This window comes from Pseudarthrobacter sp. ATCC 49987, assembly GCF_009928425.1.
Lineage (GTDB): Bacteria > Actinomycetota > Actinomycetes > Actinomycetales > Micrococcaceae > Arthrobacter.
Window position 1 is genome coordinate 576,025 of sequence record NZ_JAABNS010000001.1, and the last position, 21,426, is coordinate 597,450.

The following is a 21,426-nucleotide window of genomic DNA, read 5'->3' on the forward strand; positions in this document are numbered from 1 at the left end:
CGAAGATGATGGGAGTGGCGCTGCTGTGACCTCAGGGGATGGAGACGCCGCCGGCGCAGGGCTCGAGGCTGGCGCGGGCGCCGGCGCGGGCGCCGCCGACAAAGCAACTGTCGGTGCCGTCGGCTCGGCGAGGGCAGGCGAGAGAGGCACAGCGGTGAGCGAGGCAAGAGTAACGACAAGCGCCGCCAGAAGCGCTGTCGTCTTCCGTATTGAATTCACGTGGTGTCTTTCATGAGACCGCCGCCCCACTGAACACTCAGCGAGACGGCCGGGAGACCGGGAAGTGAGGTCAGTCTACGGATGGCGCGCCGTCAGAACCGGCAACCTGCAACAAACTTTCGTCTTAGGTAGCGAATCGTTGCCTAATCTTGAGCAAAGTCAGCCCGTCCCACCAATGTGCGCTGTCCCTACTGCCCCAGCTCAAGCTCCAGGGCATTGGCCTCGACGTAGTCCAGCGCGTGCCGGACGGCACCGACTGTGACAATCGAGGCGCCCAGGGGCGAGACCGTCACGAGCGGGGGAGTGGCCGTGAATCGGGGGAGCAGCGCGGTGATCCGGGGCAGCAGGGCCCCCGCGGATTCAGCCACAGCGCCGCCGATGACCACCTGTTCCGGGTTGATGAAGCTGGCCAAGGAGGCGATGACCCGGGCCATCCGCTCCGAAATCCGGTCCAGGATAGCCAGCGCTGCGGGATCCCCGGCGGCGGCATCCTCGAAGACGCGCCGGGCGCTGGCCTCGCCGCCAGCGGCGGGACCGCCGCCGGCCGCGGACCACTGCCGGGCCAGGCTGGCGATGCCATCGCTGGAGCCGACACCCTCCACGAGGTCCAGGTACCCCATTTCGCCGGCCGCGCCGCCGCGGCCGTGCAGCAGCCGCCCGGACTCCATCACACCGGCGCCCAGCCGTTCGCCGGCCAGCAGCACCACGAGGTCGTCGACGCCGGCGCCCGAACCCCGCCAGCGTTCGCCCAGGGCGGCCAGGTTCGCGTCGTTCTCCAGCAGCACGGTCCAGCCGTGCAGGTCCTGCAGCGCCGAGCGGAGACCGACGTCGAACAGGCTCCAGAAATGCTGGCTCACCAGCACCTCGCCGTCGCGGTCCACCGGCGCGGCGATGCCCGCGCCGACGGCCAGGACCTTGTCCGGGCTGGTCCCGGCGTCCGCCAGCGCCTGCCGGCAGGCCCGGTCGACGACGCCGATCCGCTCCTCCGCGGGGATGTCGACGGCCCGGAAGCTCCCGCTGGAGCGTCCGACGACAATCCCGCGGAGGTCGGCGACGGCCGCGGTGGTGGTGGCGGCGCCGATGTCGAGGCCGAGCACGAACCCGGCCCCGCTGTTGAGCTCGAAGCGCCGGGCGGGACGTCCTTTGCGGGGGTTCCCGGGCTGTTCCTCGTCGCGGGCGTCCAGTTCCCGGATCCAGCCGCGCCGGATCAGGTCCTCGCAGACGGCGATAACGGATGCCCGCGTCAGTCCGGTCCGGGCCATGAGCTCGGTCCCGGTGGCCACCTCCGTGTTCCGGATTGCAGACAGCACCGCCTGGGCGTTCACCCGGCGCAGCAGCTGGGGCGTGGCGGCGGCTGCCTGCGGCATCAAAATCTTGACCTCCCCGTAAGTCCGGACCCATAATTGATCCGGCAATATATTTAGCTTGTATCTAAATTATCAGAAGCCTGTTCCGAGCCCCGAAGGATTACCTCTTGTCCAACACAGCCACGCTGGCAACCCTGTCCGGTTCCGATCTCGCTGCCGACCCCAACTGGTGGCGGCAGGCGTCCGTGTACCAGATCTACCCGCGCAGCTTCTCGGACTCCAACGGTGACGGCCTGGGCGACCTCAAGGGCATCACGGCCAAGGTGCCCTACCTGAAAGACCTCGGGATCGACGCCGTCTGGCTCTCCCCGTTCTACCCCTCCGCCTTGGCCGACGGCGGCTACGACGTCGACGACTACCGCGACGTCGATCCCAAGCTCGGCACGCTGGAGGACTTCGATGAGATGTCCGCCGCCCTGCACGCCGCCGGCATCAAGCTGATCGCCGATATCGTCCCCAACCACTCCTCGAACCGCCACGCCTGGTTCCGGGAAGCCCTCGCGTCCCCCCGCGGCTCCGACGCCCGGGAACGCTACATCTTCCGGGATGGGCTTGGACAAAACGGCGAGATCCCGCCGTCGGACTGGGAATCCGTCTTCGGCGGCCCGGCCTGGGAGCGCATTACCGAACCCGACGGCACTCCCGGCCAGTGGTACATGCACATCTTCGCCAAGGAGCAGCCGGACCTGAACTGGTCCAACCGCGAAATCCGCGACGACTTCCTCAAGACCCTGCGCTTCTGGTCCGACCGCGGCGTCGACGGCTTCCGCGTCGACGTGGCGCACGCCCTGACCAAGGACCTCACCGAACCGCTGCTGTCCAAGGTCGAGCTGAGCGAGGCCAACAGCGGCACCGACGGTTTCGACGACGGCTCGCACCCTTTCTGGGACCGTGACGACGTCCATGAGATCTACGTCGAGTGGCGCGAAGTCTTCAACGAATACAATCCGCCGCGCACCGCCGTCGCCGAAGCCTGGGTGCACGCCAGCCGCCGCGGCCGCTACGCGAGCCCCCAGGGCCTGGGCCAGGCGTTCAACTTCGACCTGCTCCAGGCCGACTTCGACGCCAGCGAATTCCACGAAATCATCACGCGCAACCTCGCCGAAGCCACCGAATCCGGCGCCTCCTCCACCTGGGTGTTCTCCAACCACGACGTCGTCCGCCACGCCACCCGCTACGGCCTGCCCAAGGGCGGCGGCAGACACGCCAAGGGCCAGGACGGCAAGGGCTGGCTGCTGGCCGGCGCCCCGGCCGAGGAGCTCGACGTCGAGCTCGGACTGCGGCGCGCCCGTGCCGCCACCCAGCTGATGCTGGCGCTCCCGGGATCCGCATACCTGTACCAAGGGGAGGAGCTTGGACTGCAGGAGGTCGCGGACATCCCCGACGCGGAGCGCCAGGACCCCACTTTCTTCCGCAACAAGGGGGTCGAGATCGGCCGGGACGGCTGCCGCGTGCCGCTGCCGTGGGCCGCCGAAGGAACCTCCTTTGGATTCGGCGACGGCGGGGCGCACCTGCCGCAGCCGGCGTGGTTCAGCCGCTATGCCGTCGCAGCCGAGGACGGCGTGGAGGGTTCCACCCTCGAGTTCTACCGCCAGGCCTTGAAGCTGCGCCGCGAACTGCAGACCTCGGAAGAACTGCAATGGCTGGAATCCGGCAACGCCCGCGTCCTGCACTTCAGCCGCCCCGGCGGCTGGCAGACCCTGACGAACTTCGGTGACGAACCCGTTGAGCTGCCCGAAGGAACGGCACTGCTCAGCAGCGGACCGCTCGACGGGAACCTCCTGCCGGGCAGCACCACCGTCTGGCTGCGGTGAGCTCCACGCCCGGAAGGGAGCCGGCCGAACAGCCCGCCCAGGAACTGATTTACGGCTGCATGGGCCTGGGCGGCACCTGGTCCCCGGAGCCGCACTTGTCCGCCCACGTGGACGAGGCGGCGGCCGCGGTCGAGGCTGCCCTCGAGGTTGGCATCACGCTGTTCGACCACGCCGACATCTACCGCGGCGGCAAGTCCGAAGCGGTGTTCGGCGAGGTGCTGGCACAGACGCCGGGGCTGCGGGAGAAGATCCGGCTGCAGACCAAGTGCGGCATCCGGCTCAACGAACAGGGCCTGGAGACCCACTACGACCTGAGCCGGGACGGCATCCTGACGAGAGTCAACGAAAGCCTGGCCCGGCTCCGCACGGACTATGTGGACGTCCTGATGCTCCACCGCCCCGATCCGCTGATGGACCCTGCTGAGGTGGCCTCCGCCGTCGGGCAGCTCATGGCGGAGGGCAAGGTCAGGGCGTTGGGCGTGTCCAACATGTCCGGATCGCAGATCGAAGTGCTGCAGGACCGGCTCGAGACCCCGGTGGTCGCCAACCAGCTGGAGATGAGCCTGCTCAAACGCGCCTGGCTGGAGAGCACGGTGCTGGTCAACCATGCCGAGGGAACGGACTACAGCTTCCCGCACGGCACCGTGGAGCACTGCGTCCGGCACGGAATCACCCTGCAGGCCTACGGCTCCCTGGCGCGGGGCCTCTACACCGGGGCGCCCGCCGCAACGCGGTCGGCCGCGGAAGAGGCGACCGCGGGGCTCGTGGCGCAGCTGGCGGCGGAGAAAAAGACCACCGGGGAATCGATCCTGCTGGGCTGGCTGATGAGGCACCCGGCCCGGATCGCCCCCGTGATCGGCACTGCCAACCCGGACCGCATCCGTGCCTGTGCGGACGTGGCCGCGGTGGCCGCGGGCCTGACCCGGGCGCAGTGGTACCGGCTCTGGGTGACGGCGCGCGGCAGCAACATCCCGTAACTTGTGATTTTGGTCGTATTGGTCGGTCTCCAGGGCCGGATAACTTGGCTGGGGACAGCCCTGAACGGATAGCGTAGAGACATGACCTCCACCACCACTGCCGGGACCGTCCGGCCTCAACGCAACATCCCAGCTGAAATCGCACGCTCCTGGCTGCTGGTCAACGCTATGAAAACCGAGCTCTTCGACCAGTCGGCCGCCTCCCGCGCGGACGCGATCATCCTGGACATCGAAGACGCGGTGGACCCCTCACAGAAGGATGCCGCCCGCGGAAACGTCGTGGACTGGCTGACCGGCGGCGGCAGCGCCTGGGTCCGGATCAACGACGCCACGAGCCCCTTCTGGGCCGACGACCTCGCCGGTCTCCGCGGCACGCCGGGCCTGCTCGGGGTGATGCTGGCCAAGACCGAGTCCGCGGACCAGGTCACCGAAAGCTTCCACCGGATGGATGGCAAGACGCCGGTCATCCCGCTGGTCGAGTCCGCCGTCGGCATCGAGGAAGCCAACAACATCGCGAAGGCCCAGGGTGCGTTCCGGCTGGCCTTCGGGTCGGGCGATTTCCGCCGCGACACCGGCATGGCAGCCACCCCGGAGGCCATGGCCTACCCGCGCGCCAAGCTGGTTGTGGCCAGCCGCGTCGGCAACCTGCCGGGCCCCATTGACGGCCCTACTGTCGGCACCAACCACCCGATCCTGCGCGAACAGACGGGCATCACGGTGATGATGGGCATGACCGGCAAGCTCTGCCTCGCGATCGACCAGACCCCGGTCATCAACGAGGTCATCAGCCCCACACCGTCCGACGTCGCCTGGGCCACTGACTTCATGGCCGACTTCGAGGCCAGCGGCCGCGTCATCCGCGACGGCTCGGACCTGCCGCGCCTGGGCCGCGCCGAGAAGATCATGAAGCTCGCGGTAGCCTTTGGGGTGCAGCCGGCCCTGTAGCCACCCGCCACTGAAGGAGACCCCGTGACCGATACCCGCTATCTGGTCCACGGGGTCTTTTGGGATGCCTCACCGGCCGTACCGGGGGACGCCGGCATACCCGACGGCGGCAGCCCGGTCATGCGCCTGCAGGACCCGGGCGGCGGCTTCACCGATCTGGCGCTCGACGCCGGCACCCGCCTCGGCTTCCGGCTCGCCGCCGGGGGAAAATCCTGTCTCGGGCACCACAAGGTCCACGGGCCAGCTGACCGGGATCACGTCCTTTGCCCGGACCGGGCGCAGGCCGTGAAGGGCAGCCAGTGTGAGCGCTGCTTCGTCGTGGACGATTCGCGCCTCATCCACGATTTCCACCGCGGCGGACATGTGCCGCCCGGGCTGCGGGCCTACCTGATGCAGCCGCACTGGCTCTACATCGCCACCTTCGCCAGCGGCGCCAGCAAGGTGGGCACGGCAGCGAACCTGCGCAAATGGAAGCGGCTCGCGGAGCAGGGCGCCGTCGTCGCCCGGTACGTCGCGCGCGCTGACGACGGCCGGGTGGTCCGGAACCTCGAGGACCTGGTGACCCGCGACGCCGGTGTCCCGCAGCAGATCCGCTCGGCTGCCAAGGCCGCAGCCCTGACCGGGCCGGCGCCCGCCGTCGAACTGGATGCCCTGAACTTCGGGCTGGCAGGGGTCGTCCGCAGGCTGCTCGCCGGTGCCGGTGCCGGGGGCGGGGGCTTCGAGGTCGTGGACGAGCGGTGGCTGCGGCCGGGACTGTCGGATGCGGTCTGCGGGCAGGCCGTCCGGCACGCCTACCCGCATGAGCTCAGCACGGGTGCCCACGGGTTCCGGATCGACTCGCTGAGCGGCAGCGTTGCGCTGGCCAGGCTGGACGGCGCCGACCTTGAATTCGTCGTCAACCTTGGCCGGCTGAAGGCGCGGACCATCGAACTCGGCGGCCACGGAAGCGACGTTCCGGCAGTCCAGGAGCCGCTGTTCTGACGCGGAGCCTGCCCCGCGAGGCGCGAAATACCGGACGCGCCTGTATTCCCGCGTCGCCGGGCATTTTGTGTGTCGCCAGGCATTTTGCGGCTCACGGCGGTGCCGGCGGTCCCCAGTAGACTGGCACGGTGCTGAAAGAATTCTGGGACTCCGCGTCAACCACCTACAAGGTGCTGGTTTTCAGCGCGATGGGGCTGCTCGCCGTCGGCATCACCCTGAACGTCGTGGGGAACTCCTCCGGCAACCAGGACCTCGCCGTGGCCTCCCTCGCCGTGATCGGGCTCGGCCTGATCCTGCACATCGCGGGCATCGTGGTCCGCGGCCAGACGATCCGAAAAAACCTCAAGCGTTAGCAGCGGCATTCCGGAGCACGTGGCTGCGGGCGTGAGCCACGGCCTCGGGCAGCGAGGTGAACAGGTGTTTGTGGTGCCGCAGCGAGCGGATCACTCCGACGTTGGTCACGAGCTCAAGGTGCTGCGGCTGGACACCCTTCAGCAGGACCGTCACGCCGCGCAGCTCCAGCGCCGAAATGACCTCCACCAGCGTATGGGCCCCGGTGGCGTCGAGCATCCGCACCTGGGACAGCCGGATGATGGCCACCTGGATGTCCTTGACCTGGCTGATTTCCTGCAGGACGCGTTCCGCGGCGCCGAAGAACATGGCCCCGTCCAGCCTGAAGATCGCGATGTGCTCGTCCCCTGCCTGGTGCGGTCCCGGAACCTCCTCGCGCTTCACCCCGCTGAGCGAGGCGAACTTGCGCAACGTAAAGAGGGCCGCGGCGACAAGCCCGATCTCGATGGCCACAATCAGGTCGAAGGCCACGGTGATGAGTGCCGTCAGGATGAACACGAAGGCGTCGGCGCGGGTGGAGCGCATGATGGCGCCGACCGTGTGCCTGGACACCATGCGGGTTGCCGTGACCATCAGGATCCCGGCCAGGACCGCGAGCGGAATCTTCCCGACCAGCCCGGCCGCCAGGTAGATGATGGCCAGCAGCACCAGCGCGTGCACAATCGCGGAGAGCCGGGTTTTGGCGCCGGAGCGGACGTTGACCGCGGTCCGGGCGATGGCGCCGGTGGCCGGCATGCCGCCGAAGAATCCCGCCGCGACGGAAGCGAGTCCCTGCCCCATCAGCTCCCGGTCCGGGCTGTAGGCCCCGGAGGGCCTCCCGTCAGGGCCCACCATGCCGGCGGCCACCCGTGCAGAGAGCAGGGATTCGATGGCGGCGAGCATCGCGATGGAGACCGCCGGCATCAGCAGACCGCCCAGTGTCGCCGGATCAAGGGACGGCAGCGACGGTGCTGACAGGGAATGCGGCAGCTCGCCGATCCGGGGAATCTCGAGCTGGAGCAGCTCGGCGGCCACGGTGGCCAGCAGGACCGCGATCAGGCTCGCCGGCAGGGCCTTGTTCAGCTTCGGGAGCAGGAGCATCACGGCGGCCACGCCCGCCACGACGCCCAGCGTCTGAAAAACGGCGGGCGCGGTGGCCTGTGACGCGCTCTCGAAGGCGGCCAGCAGGGTATTGTGGCCCGGTATCCCCTCGGTGCCGGTGGCCATCGGGACCTGCTGGAGGAAGATGATCGCGGCGATTCCGAGGGTGAAGCCCTCCACCACCGGCCACGGGATGAAGGCCACGGCCCGGCCCAGCCCGCTGATGCCCAGGATGATCACCAGCAGTCCCGCCATCAGCGACACCAGGGCGATGCTGCCAACGCCGTGGGCCGCGACGACCGGTGCCAACACAACGACCATGGCGCCGGTCGGGCCGGAGACCTGGACGTGCGAGCCGCCCATCACCGCGGCGACGAGGCCGGCCACGACGGCGGTGATGAGTCCGGCTTCGGCGCCGACGCCGGAACTCACTCCGAAGGCCAGCGCCAGCGGCAGGGCCACGATCCCCACGGTGATGCCTGCCAGCAGATCTGTTTTCCAGGACGAGCGCAGCCCGTCATAGTCACGCCGGGACGGCAGGAACCGGCTGAGATGCGCCAGGGCCGCGCTCATGAAACGGAATCCTTGAGGTGTTCATTGGGCAGTTCCTGCGCGAGTCTGAGCTGGTCGTTGGAATCGGCCAGGCTGTCGAGGAGGAAGGTCCGGGCGATGGACAGCAACTCGGCGATTTTCGGATGGGCCAGCCGGTAGGTCACGGTGTTGGCGGCGCGGGTCGACGTCACCACCCCGTGCCGACGCAGCGTGGCGAGGTGCTGGGACAGGTGGGACGCTTCGAGGCCCGTCTCGGCCAGCAGGTAGCTCACGGGCGCGGCGTTATCCGGGGCGGCGGACAGCAGTTCGAGCACGCGGATCCGCGCCGGGTGGGCGAGGGCCTTGAACAGGTTCGCTTTGATCTCGTACAAGGGGGTTTGTGCTGCCGAAATCATCGCTGCCTGTGCTTCCTGGCCCCCGCGAATCCGAAGACCGGCCGTGAATTGATGAGATGATGTTTTCATCATACCGCATCCCGTTTAACCCCATGTCATCGGCGCGGGCGGTCGGCGGCCTGGCGCTAGGCTGGAACCCATGACTATCAATCCGGATCTGCAGGGGCGCAGCTACCCTGCCAAAGAGGTGTACGACGTGGGCCGCGAGAAAATTCGCGAGTTCGCCCGCGCGGTCAAAGCCACCCATCCCGCCCACTTCGATGTGGATGCGGCCAAAGCCCTGGGCCACAGCGACCTCGTGGCGCCCCCGACCTTCGCCATCATCGTGGCGCAAAGGGCCGACGCCCAGCTGATCGAGGACCCGGACTCCGGCATCGACTTCTCCCGCGTGGTCCACGCGGACCAGCGGTTCATCCACCACCGGCCCATCATCGCCGGGGACCGGCTGGTTGCCGAACTCCACGTCGACGGCGTCCGTGCCATGGGCGGCGGAGCCATGATCACCACCCGCTCGGAAATCTTCGCTGTGGCCGCCGGAACTGCCGCTGACGCAGCACGCGAGGCCGTCGCCACCGCCACCTCATCCATCCTGGTCCGCGGAGAGGGACAGTAGACATGACACCCACCCTTTCAGAACTCGCTGTCGGCCAAAACATCGGCAGCCGCAGCATCGACGTCACCCGCACGGACCTCGTCAAGTACGCGGGCGCCTCCGGCGACTTCAATCCGATCCACTGGAACGAGGCCTTCGCCACGAGCGTGGGACTGCCTGGTGTGATCGCCCACGGCATGTTCACCATGGGCTCCGCCGTCCAGCTCGTGACCGACTGGGCCGGCGACCCCGCCGCCGTCGTCGATTTCCAGACCCGCTTCACCAAGCCGGTCCCGGTGTCCGACACCACGGGGACCGCCGACGCCGGCGCCGTGATTGAGGTCAGCGGCGCCATCGGAGCTCTCGACGCCGAGGCAGGCACCGTCCGCGTGGACCTCACCGTCACCTCGGCCGGCCAGAAAGTGCTGATGAAGGCCCAGGCCGTCGTCAGGCTGGCCTAGCCGCATGGCTATGCCGTGAACGTGCGCACGGGCCAGGCTGCTGAGGTCACGCACTGGCGGAACGCCGTCGTGGTTGCCTACGCAGTCAGCGGCATCGCCTTCGCCACCTGGGTCTCCCGGCTGCCGGCCATCCGTGACGGACTGGACCTCACCCCGGGGAATGTCGGGCTCCTGCTGCTGTGCATGACCCTGGGCTCCTTCATCTCGGTCTCCGCGTCCGGGCTGATCGTGCTGCGGTTCGGGTCCAAGCAGACCATCCGGATCGGCAGCATCATGGTGGGCGCCGGGATGGTCGTCGCCGGCGCAGGAACCTCCGTCCTGGCCAACCCGCTCGTCGTCGCCGCAGGGCTGGCCGTGATCGGCCTCGGCACGGCGAGCTGGAACACGGCTTCCAACGTCGAGGGAGCCGCTGTGGAGCGGGCCGTCCGCCGGCACATCATGCCGCGGCTGCACGGAGCGTTCTCCCTTGGCACCGTCGCCGGCGCGGGCGCAGGCGCCTGGGCCGCGGGGGCCGGGGTGCCCGTCTTCTCGCACTTCGCCGCAGTGGGTCTGCTGGTCGCCGGCTCCGTGGCCACCGCAGCGTCGTGGTTCCGCGCGGACATCACCCCGGTGGAGGGCGGGCAACGCTTCAAGCCAGCCAAGCCCGATACGTTCGAGGATCCCTCCACCGGGCCTATTCCGATCATCAGCCCGGATACGGACCGGCCCGAGGCCCCGCTGGACAGCAAACGCCAGATTGCGCAGGCCTGGCGGGACCGCCGGACGCTCCTGTTGGGGGTGCTCGTCCTGGGGCTCGCCCTCGCCGAGGGGGCGGCGGGGGACTGGGTGGCCCTGGCGCTCGCCGACGGCCACGGCCAGTCGGACGCCGCGGGCGCCGCCGGCTACGGGCTCTTCGTCACGTTCATGACCGTGGGACGCTTCACCGGCACCGTGGTCCTGGACCGCTTCGGCCGCGTCCCGGTGATGCGCTGGTGTGCGGCCCTTGCCGTGCTGGGCCTGGGTATGTTCGTCTTCGCGCCCGTGCCGTGGGTGGCTTATGCGGCCCTCGCGGTCTGGGGGCTCGGTGCCTCGCTGGGCTTCCCGGTGGGCATGTCCGCCGCCGCCGACGACCCCCTCAAGGCCGCCGCCCGGGTCTCCGTCGTCTCCACGATCGGCTACGGCGCGTTCCTCTGCGGGCCGCCCCTGCTGGGCCTCCTGGCGGAGCACGTCGGCATCCTGCACTCCCTGCTGGCCGTGATGGTGATGCTCGTGGTCAGCTTCCTGCTCTCACCGGTGGCCCGCAAGGTCGGCTAGGGACCTGCTTAGGGGAGTCCGGCCATACCCCGCTAGGCTGGTCGGGTGACCCAGACACTGCTCTCCGCCCTGACCACCGCCGCCGTGGGCGGCCCCGCCGGCAGCTTCATCGAGGCCCGCACCGAGGCCGCGATCATCGACGCCGTCCGCTCAGCGGACGCTGCCGGCGAGCCGCTGCTGATCCTCGGCGGAGGCTCCAACCTGCTGGTGTCCGACGACGGGTTCCCCGGCACTGTGCTGAAGATCGCCTCGGAGGGTTTCACTGTCAACGCGGAGGACTCCTGCGGCGGCGTCGCCGTAGTGGTCCAGGCCGGCCATAACTGGGACGCCCTGGTGGAGCACGCCGTGCTCCACGCCTGGTCCGGGATCGAGGCGCTCTCCGGCATCCCGGGCGCCACGGGCGCCACCCCGGTCCAGAACGTCGGTGCCTACGGCTCGGACGTGTCCCAGACCATCGCCGTCGTACGGACCTGGGACCGGCAGCGCAACGCCGTGCAGACCTTCACCAACTCGGAGCTGAAGTTCGGCTACCGCGACTCGATCCTGAAACAAACCACCGTCAACGGCTCGCCGCGCTACGTCGTGCTGACGGTCGAGTTCCAGCTGCCCCTGGGCCGGATGAGCGCCCCGATCCGCTACGCCGAGCTCGCCCGCGCGCTGGGCGTTGAGGCGGGCCAGCGGGCCTATTCCAACGATGTCCGGCGCGAGGTCCTCCGGCTCCGTGCGTCCAAGGGCATGGTGTGGGACACCGCGGACCGGGACACGTACTCCACCGGCTCCTTCTTCACGAACCCGATCGTGCCGGCGGACGTAGCCGCCGGGCTGCCGGCCGGCGCACCGCGCTACCCGGGCGGCGCCGACGGACTGACCAAGCTCTCGGCGGCGTGGCTGATCGACCAGGCCGGCTACGGCAAAGGATTCGGGCTGGAGCCGGAGAGTGTGTCCGGCGGCCGGGCCTCGCTGTCCACCAAACACACCCTGGCGATCACCAACAGGGGAGGCGCAAGCACCGCGGACCTGCTGGCGATCGCGCGCGAGGTGCGCCGCGGCGTCGTCGAACGCTTCGGGATTGAACTGCACCCGGAACCGCTGCTCATCGGCGTGAAGCTCTAAGGAACGGAATCAACGGGTTCCGAAGGTGCTGCAGCGCCCTGCGCTTGCCGCCGCCAACGCGGCGCTCAGTTCCTGCCGTGGCGTCCGACGACCCGGCTGAAGAGCATAAACGTGAAGCCGGATGCCGCGGCGCCCAGGAAGAAGACCTGGCAAAACGCCACGGACTGTTCGCTGGGCCCGCTGCGGAGCAGGAAACCGGCGAGGGCGAAGACGACCGCCCCTGCCAGGAGCGCCAGAGAGCCGAGCAGGAAGCTTTGCACGGTGTCGGGGAGGCCCCCGGGTTCGCGGCCGTCCGGTGCTTCGACGTCGTCCCGCACTGGCGACCGCGGCTGTACCGATGCGGCCGTCACAAAACTGGCCACCGCCACGGCCATGGACACCATGGACACCAGCTGCAGGGTGCTCATCGTGGGGGAGAGCCGGGTGCCGCTGGCAATGGCAACGGTGAGCCCGGCGGTCATGCCGGCAGCGCTGGAAGCCCAGCCCAGCAGGGCCAGCCTCCGGCTCAGGGGCCGCAGCAGCGGCCACATCTCACTTAAGGTCATCCATCAAGGGTAGGGAGCCCGGCTGGAAGGCGGCTGGGAACCGCCCGGCAGGCCTCCTAGCATGGGGTGCATGACAGCAAAGGCGCGTATCCGGTTAAGCCGGGGGATCATTGGCCGGCTGCGGTTGGCCTCGCAGGGGCTGGCCGGGTCCGGGTTCCGCAGCGTCCCTGCGGCCGTGCGCTGGATGACCGCCATGCAGGCGCAGGACCTGCAGTCCGTCCTCTGGGCGGTCGGACAGCGTGTGCCGGGTTCCCGGGTGGGCGATGTCCGCCGCGCCCTGGACCGGGGGGAGATCGTCCGGTCCTGGCCGATGCGCGGCACCTTGCACCTGCTGGCTCCCGAAGACCTGAAGTGGATGCTGGCCATTACCTCCGATCGGCTGATCCGGGGGATGGCCGGGCGCCACCGGGAGCTCGATATCTCGGCCCGGGACATCGACGCTGCAGCGGGTGCCGCGTTGGAGCTGGTGTCCGGCGGTGCAGCGGCCAGCCGGGCGGAGTTGTTCCAGGCCTTCGAACGGTCCGGCCATTCCACGGCCGGCCAGCGCGGCATCCATCTGCTGGGCATGATGTGCCAGCGCGGTTGGCTGGTGCAGGGTCCGCTGGCCGGCAACCAGCAGCTGCTGGTGGCCTTCGACGACTGGATCACGGAGTCGCGGACACTGGACCGTGCGGAGGGGACCGCGGAGTGGCTGCTGCGGTACCTGCGCAGCCACGGGCCCGCCACCGAGCGTGACTTTGCCTGGTGGTCCGGCATACCCCTGACGGAGGTCCGCGCGGCCCTTGGCCGGGTGAAAAGCCAGGTGGTGGAACTGGAGTTCGAGCGGACCAGCTACTGGCTCTCCCCGGAGGCGGCGGCGCTGCTGGACGAAGGCGTCCCCGCCGGGCGGCTGGTCCTTGCGCTGCCGGGATTCGATGAGTTCCTGCTCGGCTACACGGACCGGTCGATCGTGCTGCCGCCGGAGCATGCGAACAGGATCGTGCCGGGCGGCAACGGGGTCTTCCGGAGAACGATTGTTGCCGGCGGCCGGATCGTCGGCACCTGGGACGTGGCCCGCAGCGGGGGCGCGGTGGCCGTGCCTGAGCCGTTCGACGACGTCAACGGACTGCGGCCTGCCGCCCAAAGGTCCTTTGAGCTGCAGGCCGCGAAGTACCGGAGATTCCTTGGTACCTGAACCGGGGTGAAGCCCGGTGAGGATGCTGCAGAGGTCCTACAGGGTGCCGGTCGCGATGTTGAGCATCCGGCGCAGCGGTTCGGCCGCGCCCCACAGGAGCTGGTCGCCCACGGTGAAGGCGCTGATGTACTGCGGCCCCATTTCCAGCTTCCGGATGCGGCCCACCGGGATATCCAGGGTGCCGGAGGCTGCCACCGGCGTGAGGTTCTGCATGGAGGCCTCCTTGGTGTTGGGCACCACTGTGGCCCACTCGTTGTCCGCGTCCAGGAGCTTCTCGATCTCAGCGACGGAGAGGTCTTCGCGGAGCTTGAGCGTGAGCGCCTGGGAGTGGGACCGCATGGCGCCGATCCGGATGCACAGCCCGTCCATGATGATGTGCTCATCGCCGGAGGTGCCGAGGATCTTGTTGGTCTCCACCCCGGCCTTCCACTCTTCCTTGGACTGGCCGTTGCCGAGGTCCGCGTCGATCCAGGGGATCAGCGATCCGGCCAGTGGCACGCCGAACTGGGTGGCGTCGATGTCGGTGCGCTGGTGGGCCAGGACTTTGCGGTCGATCTCCAGGATGGCCGACGCCGGGTCGTCCAGTTCCGGGCTGACCTGGGCGTTAAGCGTGCCGAACTGGCTCAGCAGTTCGCGCATGTGCCGGGCGCCACCGCCGGAGGCCGCCTGGTAGGTCATGGACGTGCCCCATTCGACGAGGCCGTTCTTGAACAGCCCGCCCAGGCCCATCAGCATGCAGGAGACGGTGCAGTTGCCGCCAATGAAATCCTTGGTGCCGTTGGCAAGGCCCTTGTCGATCACGTCGCGGTTTATCGGGTCCAGCACAATGATCGAATCGTCGTTCATCCGCAGGGTGGATGCGGCGTCGATCCAGAGGCCGTCCCAGCCGCGGCTGCGCAGCTCGCCGTGGACCTGTTTGGTGTAGTCGCCGCCCTGGGCGGTCACGATGATCGGCAGCTTCGCGAGCGTCTCGACGTCGAACGCGTCCTCGAGCTTGCCGGCCCCTTCAGCGAACGCCGGGGCAGCACCTCCCGCGTTGGAGGTGGAGAAAAATACGGGGTTGATGTTGGCGAAGTCGCCCTCGTCCTGCATACGCTGCATCAGGACGGAACCGACCATGCCACGCCAACCGACCAGTCCAACGGACGGAGTAGCTGCTGTAGTCATTGCCCCAGTTTAGACTTTGCCGGCCCACGGACGCAGTCGGTTACGTCGCCGCTGTTACTCAACGGGCCGGGGGAGGTTGCGGGCCGTGCGCAGCTTCCCGGCCTTGCGTTCCGCGAGGTAGCCGGCCCAGCCTGCGGTCAGGGGATAAAGAACCAGCAAGTACATCCACCAGATCTCGCCCAGAATCTCCCACTGGTCGGTTATCCCCATTTGAACGAGCCCGTACAGCATGCCGCCGAAGGCGATTGTCATCAAGACTGCGAGGACGAGCAGACCGGCCGCAGAGTTCACCGGCTTGACGACGCCGAAGCCGTCATCCTTGCGGACACCGTACTCGTCGGCGGTGTAGGCGACCAGTTCGCCGTTCTCCGCAAGGCGGTGGATCACCCGCTCGTCAGTTGGCTGGTAAGGGACGTAGCCTGGTTCCTGGGGCACGTTTTGGCTACGTTTGGCCACGGTTCTCCTTGAGGCTGAGTGCGGTTTTCTGGATACGGCACGGTGGACGCTGTTCCAATCGGAAGCTGCAGCCTAGTCCCGGATGGTAGAACGGCGGGTGGGGGGCTGAAGTGTCTTGCCGCTGGCCCGTCGAAGGCGGACGGCCTTGCGTTCCTTCAGGTAATACGCCCATGACGTGGGCACGACGAACAGGACGATGGCGAAGGCGACGATCAATTCCACCCAGCTCGTCACCTCGTCGTCGATCAGGATCTTGATGCCGCCTACAACGACCACGCTGGAGAACAGCGAGATCAGGAGGGCGAGGAACAACAGGCCTCCGGCCGAATTGATCGGCTCGATGGCACTCCCCACTGAGCCTTTGTAGACGCCGTATTCCTCAACCGTGAGTCCCTGCTTCGCGGCTTCCAGCTCGATCTGGCGCTTGTAGTAGCCCTTGCGCCGGGACGGGCGTTCCTTCTCCGAAGCGTCGCTCATGATGCGCCGGCCCCTCTGGTTTCCCGAATCCGGGCGAGCAGTCCCGCGGTGTCCAGCCCCGTTGTTTCCTCGACGTCCGTTGAGGGATCGACAACTTTGGCGACCGCCCAGCCGCCCCTGTCCGGGCGGATGAGGAGGTGGTCTTCGCCGGAGATCGTCTTGACGCGGATGAACGCTGTGCCCGCGGGGTGGGTTCGGGTGTGTTCTTCGATGATGGACAGCTCGGCGTCCGCGCCGTCAATCCCGGGGTCCTGGGCAAAGACGAACCACGTGCTGAGGGTTCGGGGCTGCATCAGCAGTGATACCTTGTCGGACTCCACGTGCACGACGGTATCTGTCTTTTCGCCGTCGACCAGACTCATTTCGGTCCAGCGGTCCGCCCGCGACAGGGCGTACGCGGTGGGTGCTGCCGGGCCTTCCAGTTCAAGGTCGTCGTCGACGCTGGCAAAGCCGCGGCCCAGAAGCGAGGATCCTCCGGCGATGCAGATCGGATCGGACTGGACTTCCTCTTCAAGCCGCAGTACCTGAGCAGATTTCCTTGCGGCGTCGGTGTCGAACCTCCGGATCAGGTAGGCGATTTCGGCAAAGCCGAAGCCGACTGCCGTATCCGGCGATTCGGTGGATTCGGTACTGGTTGTCACGAAGTTACCCTTCAATTGAATTTATCCGAAGCCAAGGAAGCTGGCGGCGCCCTTGCCGAGGTCGGCCAGATTCTTGCCGGTGTCCTCGACGAATTTGCCGGGATCCTTCACCGCGCTGGCCACGGTGTCCGCGACATTGCTTGCAGCGCCGTTCACGAATTCCTTGACCGCAGGGATCTCGTAGATCGCTATCGCCGCGCTGGCCACGGTACAGACGGTCCCAACTGGCGGGGGCAGGAAACACGCAACGCCGAGGGCCGCCTTGCCTCCCGACCAGATGGCATCTCCTGTTTTGCCCTCTGAAATGTATCTGGCGGCGTCTAGTCCGTTCAGGCCCACGCCGGCCCAGCCCAGACCACGGCCGAGGCCACCCTTACCCAGGCTCTCAAGGACCGAGCCCTGGCCTTTGAACAGCCATGCGCTCTCTTTGAAGACGCCACCGAACTGGTTGAGCGCCGGGATGTATTTCTGGAGATTCTTGAGCCCGATGAGGTCTGTGCCCGAATCCAGAAGGTTGTAGGTGACGCTGGTGGCTGGGAGCTTGGCCCAGCGGGCGGCGTCGGTAAAGTTGTCGAGGCCCTTGGAGGCCATCGTGGCCAAACCGAAAACATTCTTGGGAAGGTCAAGGGCTGCTTTCGACAGACCCCGGAGACCCCACGCGTCCCTGAACGGTGAACCCTTTGCCAGCCAGTCCGGTCCCCAGGGATTGCCGGCAGTACCGGCCCCGGCGGTAATGCCGGAGATTCCGGCGCCTGCCCCGGTGGCCGTGTTGCTGGCCTTCTCCTGCTGTTCCGCGTGGGTCAGCAGCCGCTTGGACTCTTCCTTGAGGGCAAATGCGGTCTTCTGGATCAGGGCACGGTGGCTGCCGTTCCACTCGGAGGTGAAGCGGGCGCCGTCGGCTCCCTTCCAGGACGTGGTGCCGTTGATGGCCGACGTCAGGGTGGTCGACTGCTGCAGCAGCGTCTCGGACGTCTTGCCAAACTGTTGTGCGAGTGTGCGCAACTGGGCGACGTCGGCGCCCCACAAGTTTCCTGCCATAGTGGCTCCCCCTATACGTGCATCAGCCTAACCGGCTATGGCCGGGACCCGGTGCATTCCGGCGTACGTATCCAACCGGGACCAATGTAGCCGGAACCGCTCTCCGCGGCGATGGGGTGGTCTCCCCATGCGGGCCCGGCGCCGGGGGCGCAGCCGCTACTCGCCGTCGGGCTCCGGGAGCAGGACGTGTTTCCGCCTCCGGAGGACGAAGAACGCCCCGAAGGCAAAAGCCTGGGTGACCACCACGAGCACGATCGCGCCCACGATCTTGTCGCCACCCAGGATCATGGTCAGCCCCACGATCGCGGACAGCAGCGCCAGCAGCGGAAGCAGCATGTAGCCAAGGACAAAAAGAAGTTCGGGTTTTGTCAGCATTTCCTTAGCCTTCCGTCCGGCGCCAAACGTTGATGCGGTAGCGGGTGCCGTTGGCGGAGGTCTCCCAGCCGTCGGCCGGCAGGCTCCCGTCCATGGTCCAGTCGTACCCGAGGTCCGGGGCGAACGTGTCGCCCTCCGTGGTGGTGTCGATCGTGGTGATGACGGTGACGTCGGCGAGGTCCATGGACTGTGCGAAGATGTTGCCGCCGCCGATGATCCAGACCATGTCGTTGCCCGGCGCGAACTGGGACTCGAGGAGCGCGTCGTCCAGGGACCTGACCGCGGTGGCGCCCTCGGCCGCCGGAGTCGCACCCCAGCCTTCCTGGCGGGTGATGACAATGTTCGTCCGCCCGGGCAGGGGACGGTATTTGTCGGGAAAGGACTCCCAGGTCTTGCGGCCCATGATCACCGGGTGGCCTGTCGTGAGGCGGGCGAAGTGCGCCATGTCCTCCGGAAGGTGCCACGGCATGCCGCCGTCCTTGCCGATGACACCGGTGCTGGTTTGGGCCCAGACAAGGCCGAGGCCGGTGAGGGCGGCCAGCCTGTCGGGAAAGTCGGCGGGCTGGGCGCCCTGCATGTTGTCGTCGCTCATACGGCTATCGGGGCCTTAATCGTCGGGTGGTGCTGGTATCCGACCACTTCGAAGTCATCGAGGGTGTAGTCGAAGATGGAGTCCGGCTTGCGGTTGATCTTGAGCTGCGGGTACTCGTAGGGGGTGCGGGTGAGCTGTTTGAGGACCTGGTCCATGTGGTTGTCGTAGATGTGCACGTCGCCACCGGTCCAGACGAATTCGCCGGGTTCCAGGCCGGTCTGCTGGGCGACCATGCAGGTCAGCAGGGCGTAGGAGGCGATGTTGAACGGCACGCCCAGGAAGGTGTCCGCGGAGCGCTGGTACAGCTGGCAGGAGAGCTTGCCGTCGGCCACGTAGAACTGGAAGAACGCGTGGCACGGCGGCAGGGCCATGTCCTTGAGCTCGGCGACGTTCCAGGCCGAGACGATGTGGCGCCGGGAATCCGGGTTGGTCTTGAGGTTTTCGATAAGTTCGGCGATCTGGTCGATGTGGCCGCCGTCGGGGGTCGGCCAGGAGCGCCACTGGACGCCGTACACCGGGCCCAGTTCGCCGTCGGCGTCGGCCCATTCGTTCCAGATGGTGACACCCTGGTCCTGCATCCATTTCACGTTCGTGTCCCCGCGGAGGAACCAGAGAAGCTCCACGGCGACGGACTTGAAGTGCACGCGTTTGGTGGTGACCAGGGGGAAGCTCTGGCTCAGGTCGAACCGCATCTGGCGGCCGAACACACTCAGGGTCCCGGTCCCGGTCCGGTCCGATTTGTGCGTGCCGTGGTCCAGGACATCGCGCAGCAGGTCTTCATAGGGCGTTGGAATGCTCACTGTCCCAGTCTACTGAGAAGTCGCGGTCGCTCCTTATTCGTCTTGGTGGGTGAGCTTCGTCCGCAGGATTGCCAGCAGCGCGGTGTCGTCCAGGCCGGCGCGCCTGCCTTCCGCAATGTAGCGCTCGACGGCGGCAGTCACCTCCGCGGCGACGGACTCCGGCGCGGGGGTGCCTGTTGGGGTCGCGGGTGGAGGCGTCCCGGCGACCACAGTGCCGTTGCGCCGCCTGGCCTCGGTCAGCCCTGCCTGCTCGAGCTCCCGATAGGCCCGGGCGACGGTTCCGGCCGCGATGCCGAGGTCCGCCGCAAGGCTCCGCACCGTCGGCAGCCGGGTTCCCGGTGCCAGCGCTCCGAGGGCGATCAGGGAGGAGACCTGTGCCCGGATCTGTTCGTACGGCGGCGTGGCCGACCCCAGGTCCACGGAGATCCCCGCCGTCACGCGGAGACTCCCTTTCTCGGCAGGGGAGCCGGGGCACGCCCGGCCAGTATGCCCACCGGGATGACGGCGATGACCGTTGCCACAACGCAGAGGATTGCGCCGGCCGCGACCGCCGGCCCCCAGAATGTCGCGGCGGGGTTGGTCTCCCCAAAAGCCGTCCGGCCCAGGACCGCTGCCCAGGCGTTGCTCTGGGTCAGCAGCAGGATGCCGGCCTGCGCGGTGAGGGTGGCCGCCACGGTCCGCACGACCCGATGCACCGTGATGGCGCGCAGGGCCGCGTCCAGTCCGGTCTGGGGACCGGCGACACCCTGACGGAGCCTGGCCGTGAAGAGTGCCGGGAGTGCGATAACGCAGACTCCGGCTGTGAGCAGCGCGGCCGGAACCCAGTCCGGGCACGCGGCGAGGCGGCCCTGCCCCAGCGCCGTGACGATCAGGACGACGAGGAAGACCAGCAGTGCCAGGACGGCAGTGCTCAGCAGGGCCGGACCCACCGGCTGCCGCGGCCAGCGGCGCGGCGCTTCCGGAGTTCCGTAGTTACGCTGCAGCAGGAGCTCGCCGGCGGTGATGACCACCAGCACGGATGCTGCCATCATCGCCACGAAGCCCGCAAAACCAGAGCTGACGGCAGCCATCAGGGCCTGGGCGAGGCAAACGCCGGCCAGCAGCGGCACGGCGGCCGCCAGTCCCAGGAGCGCCCCGAGGGAGCGGACGAGCCGTGCGGCCGGGTGCTGCCGGCCGGGGGCGAGCCCCGCTGCCGGCCGGTTCCGGACGCCCAGCTCGGCAGCCGCGAGCCGGGGCGGCCGCCACCACCACATGACCAGCAGGACCGCCGTGCCCGCCAGCCCGGCCGGATTCGTCCACGACGGGTCTCCGGTCGACGGGTCGGGCCGGGCCGCGAAGTTCCCCGCGATCACACCCAGTCCGGCGGCCACCGTGGACACCGTTCGCAGCAGCCGGTTCATCGCGATGGTCCGCAGCACGGCGTTGTCCGCCGCGTCGAGGGACTCCAGCTGGCGCCGGCTGGAGATCAGCCACAGCACCAGCCACGTCCCGCCGGCCAGCAAGAGCAGGGCGCCGCCGAGCCAGCCGGCCGCGTCCGCCCCGGGGATGCGGCCGTCACCGCCGCCGTTGTAGTAGTTGTACTGGCCGTCACTGACCCTGGTGGGGGCCACGGCCGCGAATGCCGGCAGGGTGGCTGTCCGGGCGATGGCCGCGGCGGCTGAGACGAAGATGGCCGCCGTGGTGAGTGCCAGCCGTCGGGGCAGGAAGTCCCGGATGTGCCGCACCGCAAGCACGGCCTGCCGCCGGATTCGCCGCGGACCCGGATAACTGATCTGGCCCAGGGCATGCACCGTCAGGCAGCCCAGGACCGGCCAGGCCAGGGCCGGCGCGATCGTGCCAGCGCTGGTCAGGGAACTGCCGGTGGAGGGATTGGCCGGAATGATGCCCAGAGTCAGCGACCCCTGCAGGGAGCTCGCCAGCCAGCCGATGACGCCCACCCACAGCGCGTGTTCGGACACCGACGGCGGCGAGATCCCCGTGCGCGGTGCCCAGATCACCCAGCGCAGCACCACGTACACCAC

Annotated in this window: 24 protein-coding genes; 10 read left to right on the forward strand and 14 right to left on the reverse strand. The window is 68.3% G+C overall.

Features of this window, described 5'->3' with window-relative positions; translation table 11 throughout:
- Window positions 1–407 precede the first annotated feature (407 nt).
- On the reverse strand, window positions 408–1,586 hold the full coding sequence (locus GXK59_RS02735) for an ROK family protein (protein ID WP_160664199.1): 1,179 nt from the start codon (window positions 1,584–1,586) through the stop codon (window positions 408–410).
- A gap of 107 nt (window positions 1,587–1,693) precedes the next feature.
- Between GXK59_RS02735 and GXK59_RS02740 the strand changes: the two genes are divergently transcribed.
- From GXK59_RS02740 to GXK59_RS02760, 5 genes are all read left to right on the forward strand, one after another.
- A complete protein-coding gene (locus GXK59_RS02740) occupies window positions 1,694–3,400 on the forward strand; it encodes a glycoside hydrolase family 13 protein (protein ID WP_160664201.1) in 1,707 nt (568 codons plus the stop codon).
- Window positions 3,397–4,377 (forward strand): aldo/keto reductase, encoded by a 981-nt coding sequence (locus GXK59_RS02745; protein ID WP_272927701.1) that lies wholly within the window; start codon window positions 3,397–3,399, stop codon window positions 4,375–4,377. Before GXK59_RS02740 ends, GXK59_RS02745 begins: the two co-directional genes overlap by 4 nt.
- A gap of 81 nt (window positions 4,378–4,458) precedes the next feature.
- Entirely contained in the window at window positions 4,459–5,322 is an 864-nt protein-coding gene (locus GXK59_RS02750) for an HpcH/HpaI aldolase/citrate lyase family protein (protein ID WP_160664203.1), read from the forward strand.
- Window positions 5,323–5,346: 24 nt separating this feature from the next.
- Complete coding sequence (locus tag GXK59_RS02755; RefSeq protein ID WP_160664205.1) at window positions 5,347–6,303, forward strand: DUF2797 domain-containing protein; 957 nt, start codon at window positions 5,347–5,349, stop codon at window positions 6,301–6,303.
- A gap of 128 nt (window positions 6,304–6,431) precedes the next feature.
- The gene (locus GXK59_RS02760) at window positions 6,432–6,656 is read left to right on the forward strand and encodes a DUF3188 domain-containing protein (RefSeq protein WP_160664207.1); all 225 of its coding nucleotides are present in this window, start codon (window positions 6,432–6,434) and stop codon (window positions 6,654–6,656) included.
- On the opposite strand, the gene GXK59_RS02765 is transcribed toward GXK59_RS02760, so the two are convergent.
- Window positions 6,646–8,307: a SulP family inorganic anion transporter gene (locus GXK59_RS02765; RefSeq protein ID WP_160664209.1), complete on the reverse strand. Its 1,662-nt coding sequence runs from the start codon at window positions 8,305–8,307 to the stop codon at window positions 6,646–6,648. The two genes, GXK59_RS02760 and GXK59_RS02765, sit on opposite strands and share 11 nt — an antisense overlap.
- A complete protein-coding gene (locus GXK59_RS02770; RefSeq protein WP_160664211.1) occupies window positions 8,304–8,681 on the reverse strand; it encodes an ArsR/SmtB family transcription factor in 378 nt (125 codons plus the stop codon). Before GXK59_RS02770 ends, GXK59_RS02765 begins: the two co-directional genes overlap by 4 nt.
- A gap of 139 nt (window positions 8,682–8,820) precedes the next feature.
- On the opposite strand from GXK59_RS02770, the gene GXK59_RS02775 reads away from it, so the two are divergent.
- From GXK59_RS02775 to GXK59_RS02790, 4 genes are read left to right on the forward strand one after another with little or no spacing between them, the layout of a single operon-like run.
- Window positions 8,821–9,294 carry an FAS1-like dehydratase domain-containing protein gene (locus GXK59_RS02775; protein ID WP_160664214.1) on the forward strand — a complete coding sequence of 158 codons (474 nt, stop codon included), beginning with the start codon at window positions 8,821–8,823 and terminating at the stop codon, window positions 9,292–9,294.
- 2 nt (window positions 9,295–9,296) lie between these two features.
- The gene (locus GXK59_RS02780; RefSeq protein WP_160664216.1) at window positions 9,297–9,734 is read left to right on the forward strand and encodes a MaoC family dehydratase; all 438 of its coding nucleotides are present in this window, start codon (window positions 9,297–9,299) and stop codon (window positions 9,732–9,734) included.
- 15 nt (window positions 9,735–9,749) lie between these two features.
- Window positions 9,750–11,027, forward strand: a complete 1,278-nt coding sequence (locus GXK59_RS02785) for an MFS transporter (RefSeq protein ID WP_160664218.1) — start codon at window positions 9,750–9,752, stop codon at window positions 11,025–11,027.
- 45 nt (window positions 11,028–11,072) lie between these two features.
- Complete coding sequence (locus tag GXK59_RS02790) at window positions 11,073–12,140, forward strand: UDP-N-acetylmuramate dehydrogenase (RefSeq protein WP_160664220.1); 1,068 nt, start codon at window positions 11,073–11,075, stop codon at window positions 12,138–12,140.
- 65 nt (window positions 12,141–12,205) lie between these two features.
- Here GXK59_RS02790 and GXK59_RS02795 read toward each other — a convergent pair whose 3' ends face one another.
- Window positions 12,206–12,685 carry a hypothetical protein gene (locus GXK59_RS02795; RefSeq protein ID WP_160664222.1) on the reverse strand — a complete coding sequence of 160 codons (480 nt, stop codon included), beginning with the start codon at window positions 12,683–12,685 and terminating at the stop codon, window positions 12,206–12,208.
- A 70-nt stretch (window positions 12,686–12,755) separates the two neighbouring features.
- Here GXK59_RS02795 and GXK59_RS02800 point away from each other — a divergent pair, with 70 nt between their 5' ends.
- A complete protein-coding gene (locus GXK59_RS02800) occupies window positions 12,756–13,859 on the forward strand; it encodes a winged helix DNA-binding domain-containing protein (protein WP_160664224.1) in 1,104 nt (367 codons plus the stop codon).
- A 36-nt stretch (window positions 13,860–13,895) separates the two neighbouring features.
- On the opposite strand, the gene asd is transcribed toward GXK59_RS02800, so the two are convergent.
- From asd to GXK59_RS02850, 10 genes are all read right to left on the reverse strand, one after another.
- On the reverse strand, window positions 13,896–15,026 hold the full coding sequence (gene asd / locus GXK59_RS02805; protein WP_160664226.1) for an aspartate-semialdehyde dehydrogenase: 1,131 nt from the start codon (window positions 15,024–15,026) through the stop codon (window positions 13,896–13,898).
- 54 nt (window positions 15,027–15,080) lie between these two features.
- Window positions 15,081–15,482 carry a hypothetical protein gene (locus tag GXK59_RS02810; RefSeq protein ID WP_160664228.1) on the reverse strand — a complete coding sequence of 134 codons (402 nt, stop codon included), beginning with the start codon at window positions 15,480–15,482 and terminating at the stop codon, window positions 15,081–15,083.
- Window positions 15,483–15,554: 72 nt separating this feature from the next.
- Window positions 15,555–15,959 carry a hypothetical protein gene (locus GXK59_RS02815; RefSeq protein WP_160664230.1) on the reverse strand — a complete coding sequence of 135 codons (405 nt, stop codon included), beginning with the start codon at window positions 15,957–15,959 and terminating at the stop codon, window positions 15,555–15,557.
- Window positions 15,956–16,600, reverse strand: a complete 645-nt coding sequence (locus GXK59_RS02820; protein WP_160664232.1) for a hypothetical protein — start codon at window positions 16,598–16,600, stop codon at window positions 15,956–15,958. The genes GXK59_RS02815 and GXK59_RS02820 overlap by 4 nt, the downstream gene beginning before the upstream one ends.
- Window positions 16,601–16,621: 21 nt before the next feature.
- Complete coding sequence (locus GXK59_RS02825; RefSeq protein ID WP_160664234.1) at window positions 16,622–17,638, reverse strand: hypothetical protein; 1,017 nt, start codon at window positions 17,636–17,638, stop codon at window positions 16,622–16,624.
- A gap of 156 nt (window positions 17,639–17,794) precedes the next feature.
- Window positions 17,795–18,013, reverse strand: a complete 219-nt coding sequence (locus GXK59_RS02830; protein ID WP_160664236.1) for an NF038396 family protein — start codon at window positions 18,011–18,013, stop codon at window positions 17,795–17,797.
- Between the two features lie 4 nt (window positions 18,014–18,017).
- The gene (locus GXK59_RS02835) at window positions 18,018–18,605 is read right to left on the reverse strand and encodes a dihydrofolate reductase (RefSeq protein ID WP_160664238.1); all 588 of its coding nucleotides are present in this window, start codon (window positions 18,603–18,605) and stop codon (window positions 18,018–18,020) included.
- Window positions 18,602–19,405 carry a thymidylate synthase gene (locus GXK59_RS02840; RefSeq protein WP_160664240.1) on the reverse strand — a complete coding sequence of 268 codons (804 nt, stop codon included), beginning with the start codon at window positions 19,403–19,405 and terminating at the stop codon, window positions 18,602–18,604. Before GXK59_RS02840 ends, GXK59_RS02835 begins: the two co-directional genes overlap by 4 nt.
- Before the next feature lie 33 nt (window positions 19,406–19,438).
- Window positions 19,439–19,843, reverse strand: a complete 405-nt coding sequence (locus GXK59_RS02845; RefSeq protein ID WP_160664242.1) for a GntR family transcriptional regulator — start codon at window positions 19,841–19,843, stop codon at window positions 19,439–19,441.
- Window positions 19,840–21,417, reverse strand: coding sequence for a hypothetical protein (locus tag GXK59_RS02850; protein ID WP_237393765.1), 1,578 nt, complete (start codon window positions 21,415–21,417; stop codon window positions 19,840–19,842). Before GXK59_RS02850 ends, GXK59_RS02845 begins: the two co-directional genes overlap by 4 nt.
- Window positions 21,418–21,426: the final 9 nt, after the last annotated feature.